This is a genomic window from Leisingera sp. JC1, assembly GCF_001679925.1.
GTDB lineage: Bacteria > Pseudomonadota > Alphaproteobacteria > Rhodobacterales > Rhodobacteraceae > Leisingera.
This window is the reverse complement of sequence record NZ_LYUZ01000144.1, coordinates 1-10,188: the sequence shown is the minus strand read 5'-3', so window position 1 is coordinate 10,188 and position 10,188 is coordinate 1. Positions and strand designations below refer to the sequence as shown.

At 57.3% G+C, this 10,188-nt stretch carries 8 protein-coding genes and 1 pseudogene; 7 read left to right on the top strand and 2 right to left on the bottom strand.

The genetic code is table 11. From position 1 onward, the window contains the following. Positions 1–230: 230 nt before the first annotated feature. Entirely contained in the window at positions 231–377 is a 147-nt protein-coding gene (gene tnpB, locus A9D60_RS27430; RefSeq protein ID WP_141118038.1) for an IS66 family insertion sequence element accessory protein TnpB, read from the bottom strand. Continuing rightward, positions 374–745 (bottom strand): IS66-like element accessory protein TnpA, encoded by a 372-nt coding sequence (gene tnpA, locus A9D60_RS23205; RefSeq protein WP_065269780.1) that lies wholly within the window; start codon positions 743–745, stop codon positions 374–376. Before tnpA ends, tnpB begins: the two co-directional genes overlap by 4 nt. 1,625 nt (positions 746–2,370) lie before the next feature. Here tnpA and A9D60_RS23200 point away from each other — a divergent pair. From A9D60_RS23200 to A9D60_RS23170, 7 genes and pseudogenes are all read left to right on the top strand, one after another. Continuing rightward, a complete protein-coding gene (locus A9D60_RS23200) occupies positions 2,371–2,685 on the top strand; it encodes a nucleotidyltransferase domain-containing protein (RefSeq protein ID WP_065269779.1) in 315 nt (104 codons plus the stop codon). A 455-nt stretch (positions 2,686–3,140) separates the two neighbouring features. Beyond that, complete coding sequence (locus A9D60_RS23195) at positions 3,141–3,776, top strand: hypothetical protein (protein WP_065269778.1); 636 nt, start codon at positions 3,141–3,143, stop codon at positions 3,774–3,776. Between the two features lie 106 nt (positions 3,777–3,882). Then, positions 3,883–5,784 (top strand): site-specific integrase, encoded by a 1,902-nt coding sequence (locus A9D60_RS23190; protein ID WP_065269777.1) that lies wholly within the window; start codon positions 3,883–3,885, stop codon positions 5,782–5,784. Next, complete coding sequence (locus A9D60_RS23185) at positions 5,781–7,262, top strand: hypothetical protein (protein WP_065269776.1); 1,482 nt, start codon at positions 5,781–5,783, stop codon at positions 7,260–7,262. The genes A9D60_RS23190 and A9D60_RS23185 overlap by 4 nt, the downstream gene beginning before the upstream one ends. After that, complete coding sequence (locus A9D60_RS23180; protein ID WP_065269775.1) at positions 7,259–9,208, top strand: hypothetical protein; 1,950 nt, start codon at positions 7,259–7,261, stop codon at positions 9,206–9,208. Before A9D60_RS23185 ends, A9D60_RS23180 begins: the two co-directional genes overlap by 4 nt. Positions 9,209–9,527: 319 nt before the next feature. Further along, positions 9,528–9,953: an IS110 family transposase gene (locus A9D60_RS23175; RefSeq protein ID WP_254656787.1), complete on the top strand. Its 426-nt coding sequence runs from the start codon at positions 9,528–9,530 to the stop codon at positions 9,951–9,953. Between the two features lie 45 nt (positions 9,954–9,998). Then, positions 9,999–10,188 (top strand): annotated as a pseudogene (locus tag A9D60_RS23170) (IS256 family transposase); the annotation flags it as partial.

Genomic DNA, 10,188 nt, shown 5'->3' with positions numbered 1-10,188 from the left:
CCTTACCGTCTTGCGGTCGAGCCCGGTCTGCCGCGCGATTGCGCTGATGCCAAGGCCCTGCCGCTTCAATTCAAAGATCATCACGATCTCCCTCAATCCCACCACCTGCGAGCCTTTCCATTGGCCTCTACAGGGGAAGTATGCGCGACCGATGATCAGGGGGGCATGCCCCCCTGATCATCGGCATCGGCGCCAAACTGGGGAATTTTCATCCAGCCGTTTTGGGGAGATTACGTCCAGCACTCACACACGGCACCGTTCGATGGCCGCTGCCTCAAGACATCCTGCGCGATCGCTGAAAGCCCCGCGATACCTTTGCGCATATCAGTGTGACCGCAGGCCAGGTAAACGCGAATGCCGGTGCCCGGGCCGATCATGCCGCCTCCACCGCCTGGATCAAACGGGTCAGCACCGCCGCATCCACATGGGCATCGACCCGCAAGCTGCGACCATTGCGCAGAACCACCTCAATCAACGCCAAGCTCGCTTCAGGGGCGCACGCTTCCGGCGGTTCCGGCGGCGACGTAATATCGACGGGCAGGAATAGCGTCGCGTCGTCTGGCGTCAGAAGCCCCTTCCTCCTCAGCTCGTATCGCCAGGCATAGATCTGCTGCCGCCTGATCTCGTGGCGCTGTGCGACCTGCGACACGGTCGCGCCGTTCACCCCGACCGAAAGCACAATCGCCAACTTCTCGTCGTCACTCCAGCGGCGCCGACGCTCCAAGCCAAGAATTTCGCCCCGCACAGCTGCCTCCCTCCCTGTAGGAGACGTCATTAAAGACGTCTTTATGGACGTCTCTTAGCAATCTCCAGGACACACGAGCAGGCGGTTCTAATCGGGCGGTTACCAGATACCCCAAGGTATATGCGCAACTTCGTGCCGCTTACACGCAAGAACACATACAGCCCGCTCATCACATACGAAGTTTTATACCAAGGGATTTCAATAGGCAGATATTCTATCGGCTCCAGAAAATCGGCCAGGTCAAGGGCCTCGTATAGTTCTTCGGAAGAAAGAAGCTCGTCTGCGTCTTCGACCCGTACAACCCAACCGTAATGCCGATCCAATTTCCTCATGTTCGTTTACTCATGCGTCATGAACTTTGTCAGCAGGAAGCGCAGAGACGTTCAGAATGGTCTTCGAAGGGGATGAACCATCGAGCGTCTGCGAGGGACCAAATACACACGCTCCCAAGGGAGGGCCACCCTCCAGGAAAGAAAATTCCAAACATAAGTCAAAACTCGCAACTTTCCACCAGTTCCGTTTTTCACAAATCGACAGATCTCAGCAGAGCGCGGCCGCAGCGTTACATTTCCGCGGCCATTTTCGTGTTTATCGAGCCGGACCGTTACACATCTGTTCAATGTTTTCAATTACTTAGACAAAGTGTAACGCCGTAACGCCCGTAACGGCGGGGGAGAGTGTATATCTCACACTCTCTCCGGCTGGGTATCTCTTGCTCTCTCTTTATATATATAACTATTTATGTGTTACATACATAGATAGATAGATAAACCTTAGCTTTTTCAATGACTTGACCCCGTAACGGACCCGTAACGCCATCCGTAACGCTGTTACACGATTGATTTAAAAGGGTTTTTCCAGACATCCCTCGGCCGGCTTCCGGCGAAAGTGGCCCTAAGTCCGGCTCTCCGATGCATGGCGGCCAGAGAAATAAAGAAATTAATACAATAATTTCAAGGGTGTAACTGGATATCAAGCTAATCGAACCAGGATGCCCCGTCGAGAGGTGGCGGACGTACCATCTGGGGCGCAGGGGCGACTGAAGCACCGGCAGCAGATCAAGCTGCAGGCAGGCCTTTTCGCTTTTCGCTTTATGCCATGGTGGCGCAAAGAACGGTTCGGAGGCCACCTTTGAGTTCGGGTCCGGGATGAGGAGCCTGAACGGCGACCGGCCTTACAAGGGAGGTGAACTAAGAAGTTTTCGGCAGTCAGTACCCCAAAGTATCTTTGTCAGGAGTAAGGTATACCGCGCGAGGATACTTTAGAATACTTCCTTCCCATCGGCTGAAGGTTGCAGACCGGCTGAGAGAGCATCTGCAGCAAACGTGTAAAGCGAACTATGCCCTTCACCTTCGCCGCTGGTGCCCGGAAGAGGACCATGTGCTGAGGGTGGAGTTCCAGGCACCAGCGTATGACGTGCCGAATACGGTGGTTCAGGATGCCGAAGACGCCTTCTGGGACTGCTCCCGGCCACGCCTCGGGTGCCGCGGTGCCAAGTAGGGGTGAAAGCCAGCCTTCGGCCGCAATTTTCCTGATATACCGGGAGGGCAGCGCTGGTCAGGCAAATCATCCTTTCCCCTGACATTTTCTTCAACCGCCTCTATTTTGGGGGCAGGGAGATCCGGATGACACGTTTCGAAGTTTTGCTGGAACAGCGTCGGCAACTGCATCTGAAGGCGGCAATGGCCGCTTGGCAGACGATTCATGCGCAGTTGGCCAGTAAAGGGATCGAGCACGAACTGTTCGGATCCCTCGCGAAGGGGGATTTCCGCGAGCACTCGGACATCGACCTGATGATCCTGGGCAAACTGACTTGGGAGGAGCGCGCAATGGTCCGCAGAATCGCAGAAGACACCGCTTCAAACGCCCAAGTTGCGCTGGACCTGTTCTTTGCAGAGGACTTCAACGAAAAGAAGATATTGGCTCTTCTAGAGCATTGAGACCTGCTTTCCTGCACTGCTGCCGGTGACTAAGACGACCTAAGGCACCGCTTGTGAAACGCGGAGGGGAGGATATCTGGCGCTTGAACTGTTCAGCACTGGTATCCTGCTGGTGCAGCGGACTGCGGCCACCGTCTCGGAGTAAGCGCGGTTTCATAGCGGGTCATGAAAATTCGCAAATCTCCCTCTAGGTAATACTTTTTCCGTCAAAGAGGCTCCCGCAAAACTTTCGTGCACAGCTATGTCCTCGCCTCAACTGGCTGGTTCTCAGAGCGCACGAAGAGTTTTCCCCAAAATTGCTACCAAAGGGGCCGTCTTCTTCCCCTTAAGGCATCCAGGCATCCTCGCTCCTGCTTTAATATTATCTGCACAGGGACACCCCATCCCGTCTCGAAGATCGAAACTAGAAAAACGCCTCGGAGTTACATCGAGCAGGCGAGCAGGAGACTATTGCCGTGACCCGCGACTACAAAATTGCTTTTTCGCAAAAAGCACTCGCCAATGAAGAAAAGCGGTCCGCAGGCCGGGACCCAGGAAGCTGGCCGCGAGAGATCCTGCCAATCGCGTTGGCCTCTACATCAGTCATGTCAACCGCTGAACTCGCCGCTTGGGCCCAGGTTGGCAAGAACAGCATCTCGCGGCTGACCGCGCATTTCGGCATCAAAGAGCTGACCGGCAATGCGAAGAACCATCGTTTCTCCGTGCATGAGGTTATGCGGAAGATCATAGGGGTAGCACCGCGCACAGCCGACGAAATGCAGGCGCTTCTGAAACCTCTGCAGAAAGCCACCTGGGTGTCTGGCATCACCGGCATGAGCACTTCTGCGATCAATGCAGCAATCTGCGAAAACCGCTTGCTGCTCCCGGCACCGCTCGAGCTCACACGCGCCGGGTTTGGCCAAGCCGCGCCGCGGGGGCGCCGCTGGATTCCTGCTCAGCTGGATGCCTATCTTCTCGGCGCGCCGGTCCCGTTCCTGCCGCAGGAGGCGCCCCCGGACAGCTCCAAGAGCCCTCCGCCCACGGTGCCCGGTAACGTATTTGCCGCGATTTGCACCGGTAATGCCCGGGCCTCCCTGCATCGCCAGCTGTAACGGGCAGCCTTAAACTTCCGGGTCCAGGAAATTTACGACCAAACGTTACCGCTCTCCCGACAACGCCGGATCCCCCCTGTAACGCCAGTATCTTGCGGAAACCACCATGGCCGAAGAAACCCCCATCCCCCTGACCATGCAAGACGCCGTCTCCCATGCCGAAGAACATGGCACGCCGAGCCAGAAGCAGGACATCCGCAAAGCGAAGGCTGCATTTTCCATACATGGGTTCGAGGGTCCCAGTTTTAGCAACTTCCCGGCCGATCTCTCCACCTACGAGAAAACCATCACCAAGCTCAGCGGCAGCATGCCATGCCTGCAGGCCCTGGTTCACGCAGCGGGGATTTCGGACGAAAGCTACAAGCAGTTTCAACGTGCGGGGCGCCGCCTCATCGAAGCTGCCACGGGAGTTAAAGCTGCCAAACTGGAACGGAAGGCCCGCAACGACGAGTGGGCAGTTATTCAGAACCAGATCGCGCTGCTCGTGAAAGCGGGTTTCGTAATGCCTCAGCACAGCGTTGCGTTGACAGCACTGATCGATATCTGCCGTGCGGCGGAAATCACGCCCAAAACCCTGACCGCCGAACAGGTGCAGGCCTGGTTATCCAATGCACCTGCTGCGAAGCGCAAGGCACTGAGAAAGGGACTGAAGGCTCTGGATACACTGCAGCGGATCGGCCGGTTGCGTCCCCTGTTGCCTCCCTACCTGGTGACCCCGGAATCAAAACCATCTGGCCGCCTTCGCACGCTACCAGGTCCGCTGCAGCAAGCCATTAATGCGTGGCTCGATATCGCGGCAAGGGAACAAGTTGAAGACCCGCGCTACGAACACCTGGCAGAGCCGCTGTCGGCCCCGTCGCGTGCCGCTTACAGCGCGGCCATCTCGCTCTATGTGCAAACTCTCTTCAAGCTGGAGCCTGACCTCTTATCCGAGACGGCTCTGAACCGCCTTTTCTCAGAGAAAAACATAGATGCCGTCCTGTCCGCCTGGGGCCAAAATGAAGCACTTAAAGCAAGGACACTTGCAGGATATGCCGCAAACATCGCCGCGCTTCTCCAGCGGAATGGCCTGCCCGATGCAGGCACTTATGTTGCCGGACTAAGCAAGGTTTTGCCGCATCTGGTTGAGGGGCGGGCCGCGGGCAAGGTTATGAGCCCCCGGGTAAAACGGTGGTGCGAAGCACTTCTGCGGGACCCGAAGAAAACAACCCTCTTTCAGATTCAGCATCTCGAGTATTATCGCCGCGCGCTTGAAGCACTTGCAGCCGCGAAGCAGAACAGTCTTGACCTGCTTCACCTCTCGAACCCCGAAGTACTGGCTGCTCTGCCTGATGCAAAAAGGTACGCTGTCAAAAAAACGCTGCGCACCGTACGGATGTTTGGCCTGATGGCAGCTTATTCCGCTGTCGCGCTCGAGGGGGCGCCATTCCGCCGCCAAAACATGCTCACGATGCGGCACTCCGGCCCTCGGAAAACGATGCACCTGCATCTCATCGGCCGAGCACCTCATGTAGTGATCAAATTTCCGAACGAAGAACTTAAAAATGGCAAATATCTTTCGGAACGCGGAGAGGAACTCGAGGCAATCACGATCGAGAAGCGCGGGCCGGGTGATCACGCCGTGGATATCATCACGTTTTATCTGCGCGAAATCCGCCCTCTTTTCCCTGAAGCGGACAAGACACATGCGTTTTTTCCACCGCTCAAGACTGCCGCTTCACCCGACGCCGGGTTTGTCTCGGCCACGTTCTACCTCTGGCTCAGCGAGGCGTCCGCAGAGATCGGACTGCCGATGAACTCCCATAACTTCCGCCATGGCTACTGCTCGATCGACATCAACGATGGCCGCCGGTCCATCGAGGATCTCGCCAAGCTCCTTGGCGATACTGTCGCAGTCGTGCAGCGCAATTATGCCTGGATTAATGCAAAGAAATCGGTGCTGAACGTGCAGAAGGACACGGCGCGGCGGCGCACGGAAATCCTGAAAGCGCGCGGGGTGACCGAATGAACCGGCACCGGATCCTCGATAAGCCCGTTTGGCAGCACTTCCTGCACATCGAAGGCCTCCACGCTATACCACTGCTTTCGCTGATCGCAGCCGATCAGGTCTGGGAACAGGTTGCCGTATCCGGCACTGTACAGCCGGCTCCCTCAGATTATGCCATGTGGGCAAAAATGATGGCGGACAATGATCCGGCCGCATGGCTCGAACAGCTCGCGAAGGCCTTTGCTGTAATCTTGCCTTCTGAAACCGCCAACGTCTCCCGAGCGATCTGTCTGTTGCCGGCGCCATCCTCTGCGCCCGCTCCGGCGGCAACGGCAATGAAGTCGACGGTCGTGCAACGGGATCCCTGCGAATACCGAGCCAATGCGCGGGCACGATACGTTTCGATTAATCCGTGGGAGCTGCCGGATGCCTGGCAGGAAATCCTGCGGCGTGCCTCACAAGGATTACCGGGGCACAGGGCGGGGGTCCCGTCTCAGGGCATTCTGCAGCGAATGTGTCAAAAATTATGCCAGCTTGCCTGGTCGGCACAAGAGGCTGGTTTGAACCCGTCTCTCTCCTCTGAGGTTGTTAACCATTATCTCGCCGGGCTTGAAACCCGGCTCCGCTTGCGAGCGCATGGTATCCGGTGGGCCACGATGCGGGCAACGGCGGAGGAGCTTCACCGCTTCGCCCGCTACAGCGGCATTGTTTCCGAAGAAGATACCACGTACCTGCTTAAGCGCCTGACGCGCTATTCACTCTACGAGAAAGGGCAGGATGCCCTGAAATTCCAGGCGCTTCTCGACGCCGGCAACACGACCCTACGCGTCTTGGACAAGGCTGACGCGCTCTTGTTGCGTGCTTCCCTGGAAACACGGGCAGACCGCCGCCATTTGCTCCGCAACGCAGGTGCGATCCTCGGCATTTTCAGCATCGTGCCGCTCCGGAATGCAGACGCGATACTAACCTTGAACGATACGCTGGTCTGGGAATCCGGCACCTGGGTCATTGATACCGGAATCTCGAAAACCCAGCGGCGCAACACAGACCGTCTCGTCGTCGCTCTTGAGCCGGAATTCGGACGGTACATCGACGTCGTGGTGCAGGGTGACCATGATGCACGGCACCTTCCCGAATTGCGCAACCAAGCGATGAAGACCGGCGGCCCCCTTTTCGTGCGCGAGCGTGGGAAATGCACAAGCCCGACATACATTCCCCGGCTCTTCAAGACCTTCGCGGGAACATCGCTAACGACAGCGAGGACGATGCTCCACACCGACCAAGCCATCAGCCGTGGAGAAGTCGGAACGCGCGATACAATGGCCATGGCGCATCAGACATCCCCACAGACTGCGCTGAAATACCAGGCGAAAAGGGTACGGCAAGCCGCTATCCAGCGCGTTCAATATGCAGCCGCCGACAGGCGGTCAGAACTTCTGACTGACGATCTTCTGGAGCAGATCCGCAGCCTTGAAACGGCACAAGAGGTTCATAAATGAAGATTTCGGACATCTACGCCGCAGTTTCCAGCGGACGCTTCCTGGGCGGAGATGAAGCGTTTTTGGCTCAGGTCGCAATCGAACTGCTTGCGCAAGTAGAAGGCGTACCGGTCCCGGCCTTGGACATGTCAGCACCCGCCTTTGCGCTTGCCTACCCTTTTGAGACGCCTGCACAGCTTTGCTTCTGGCATGGTGCATCGCACTATCAGGCTTGGCGAAGGACGATTTTGGATGTCCAGATGCGGGCTGTCCCCGGGAATACAGACGGGGCGTCCTGGAGCTCGCTTGCAAGGGCGGAACGCTTGTTTTGCAAATCATCCGGTGCCAGGTTTTATGATCTGCCCCTGTACTTGCCCGCCACAATGCAGCCAGAAGATGTGACCGATGCGGTGATCAGAGCAACATATGAGAGGCTGAGTAACATTAAGCGCCCCCGGTTTAGAGCGGGAGTGAACGCATTCAGGCGCCTCTTTGACAATGACACTGTCTTGCAGACAGGGTTGCTTCCGCTGATCAAGCCGCAACCGCTGCCGGGCCTGCGGGATCACCGGGCTTTGGTTCCGATGGCTCCAGACATTGAAAGGGCACGTTCTGAGCTGTTCGAAAGAAGCACGCGCTGCACGCTCGACTATGTCCACCGCCTTGCCATAGCAGGCGGCAGTCTTAACGGGGAAACCGATACTCTGGAAGATCTGCGCAAAGCCCTCGCCAGCCTGCCCAATCCCAATGACGTCGGGGTGCCTGAAATCACTGACCATTGCCTTCATAACTATATCATCACAGTGATGTGCCGAATCGGCGGGCGGGACTACCGGCTGACCGAGGTTGAGCAAGCTTGGAAAAATCTCCGCAAGGCAGCACGAGAGGCGGGTTGCGAGACCAGTTTTTTGTGGGCTCTATCAAAACCGGCGAGCCAGCAGGGCATTGCCCCATGGCGGCTGACAACAGCGTGGGTCCGGCAGCTCATCGCCGGGTACAAGATAGACTCGATGCCTGCCCAATGCCGCCGAGGCTGCGAGCAGTTCGACGGCTTTCGCAGTGTAGTTCCTCCAGCTCTCTTGCCCCTAGAACCCCTGAGCATTCGCCGCAGCCCCCCGCAGAAACCGAAGGCCCCGAAGCCAATAGATCCGGTTCGTTCAGGTTGGACTGCTGTGTACCGAAACCTAAGAAATGACAGCACGAGTTCTGAAGGACCAAGCCCCCTTTGGTATTTGAAGTCTGAAGCGATCAAAGCCGGTCTCCCTCCTTCTGGTATCACTCAACATTGGCTGGAAACGATCCGCGAAACCTGCCCTCTGGACCGGCTCCATCACTTGTATGAAGGTGTTTCGACGCTTCGCTGCATACCGGGCTTCGAACATATCTCACCACTGCGGAAACGGAGAGAACGGCACGGTGGGCTTCCTGCGCGTATCGAAGACGAGTTACGGACCACACTCGACGAAATGGGAGTTGCAGCGGCGACGGGCCGGAAAATGCTGCTGGCCGCTGGGGTCCTGGCAGAGGCCTTGGGAGCAGATGACACGATGCCTTTACGTGATCTGGTGTTCACGAAACTGGAAAGCGTGGACTGGAGCGCCCCTGAGAGACAGATCACAGAGTACAAGGGAAAGATCATCTCACTCCGGGAATTTCTTGCGCTTACTTGGACACCGGCCTGGAGAGAGCTGCAAGGTCTCGTTGTCGGTGCCGGCGTGGGGTTCAAGGAGAACCCGGTGCCTAAGGTGCTAGGGTGGAAACCGGGAGTGGATCCGCAAGATATCAGCCTGGAGTGGGCGCGGAAATTGGACAGGGAGCTCCGCTCAACGATCAGCCGTCCACCGCATGGGCGCGCTGACCTTGCAAGGACATTGGCCAGGCATTTGGCTGCCTTCGATCGGCTGCATGAAATTCCTTCCATCACTGCGTCAGGGCTGATGCCAGAGTTGATCGGAGCTATCAGATGACCTGCGAGTTTTGGACAATGGTGGGCCTGTCATATGGCCTCCGACTTAAGATTCGTCTGCGACACCGCCTCCGTTCTAAGTTAGCATCAAACGCCAACATGGGGGGCAGCATCCACGCTTTCGGCTCATTCCGAAGTTTCGCCCTACCTTCACGTTGCTTTAGGCGCAGCCCGCTTTCCGGTCATTCGCCGCGCGAGCAAAATCTGGAGATGAACGAACGCACAGTCTCGGGACGAAGCATGGGTAATCGGGCTGACCAAGTAGATGGGTCGGGTTCTCGATAGAGTTGCAGCGGATGCTGCAATCTAAGGAGAACGAAATGGATTACTTTGTGGGGGTGGATGTGTCGCTGCGGTCAGTGGCTGTCTGCGTGATTGATGCCAGTGGCAAGCCCGTCTTCGAACGCGCTGTGGCTTGCGAGATCGAGGATATCGTCGCCTGCCTGCGCGATGTGCCGAAGGGCCAGTGCCGGATCGGCTTTGAGTCTGGTGCGATGAGCCAGCATCTCTACTTCGGACTTCGCAAGGCGGGCTTTGATGTCGTTTGCATGGAAGCGCGCCAGGTGAATGTAGCGCTGTCCGCGATGCGGAACAAGGCTGATAAGACGGATGCTCGGGGGATCGCGCAAGTGCTACGGTCCGGATGGTTCAGCAAGGTCTTCATCAAGAGCCGCGAAGCACATGCCCACCGGGCTCTGCTAAGCAGTCGAAAGGCCGTTCAGAAGAAGTGTATGGGACTATCCTGAATTTTGTGCCCCGGCGTGGTAGCTCACTTTTGAGGAGACCCACGTATGAGCATAGACAAAGACCTGTTGGACCGGCTGATGGAAGGGCGTTCGCCCGGCGACCTTTTCGGCAAGGAGGGCATTCTTTCCGAACTGACCAAGGCGCTTGCGGAACGTGCGCTGAGCACCGAGTTGGACGAACATCTCAGCGAAGAGCGCGCGCAGGAGCCGCCTGAAGGCCAGAACCAGCCCGCCA

Coding starts and splice junctions, on each gene's coding strand:
- tnpB (WP_141118038.1), bottom strand. CDS start 377: ATGATCGGCCCGGGCACCGGCATTCGCGTTTACCTGGCCTGCGGTCAC.
- A9D60_RS23200 (WP_065269779.1), top strand. CDS start 2,371: ATGACACGTTTCGAAGTTTTGCTGGAACAGCGTCGGCAACTGCATCTG.
- A9D60_RS23190 (WP_065269777.1), top strand. CDS start 3,883: ATGGCCGAAGAAACCCCCATCCCCCTGACCATGCAAGACGCCGTCTCC.
- A9D60_RS23185 (WP_065269776.1), top strand. CDS start 5,781: ATGAACCGGCACCGGATCCTCGATAAGCCCGTTTGGCAGCACTTCCTG.
- A9D60_RS23180 (WP_065269775.1), top strand. CDS start 7,259: ATGAAGATTTCGGACATCTACGCCGCAGTTTCCAGCGGACGCTTCCTG.
- A9D60_RS23175 (WP_254656787.1), top strand. CDS start 9,528: ATGGATTACTTTGTGGGGGTGGATGTGTCGCTGCGGTCAGTGGCTGTC.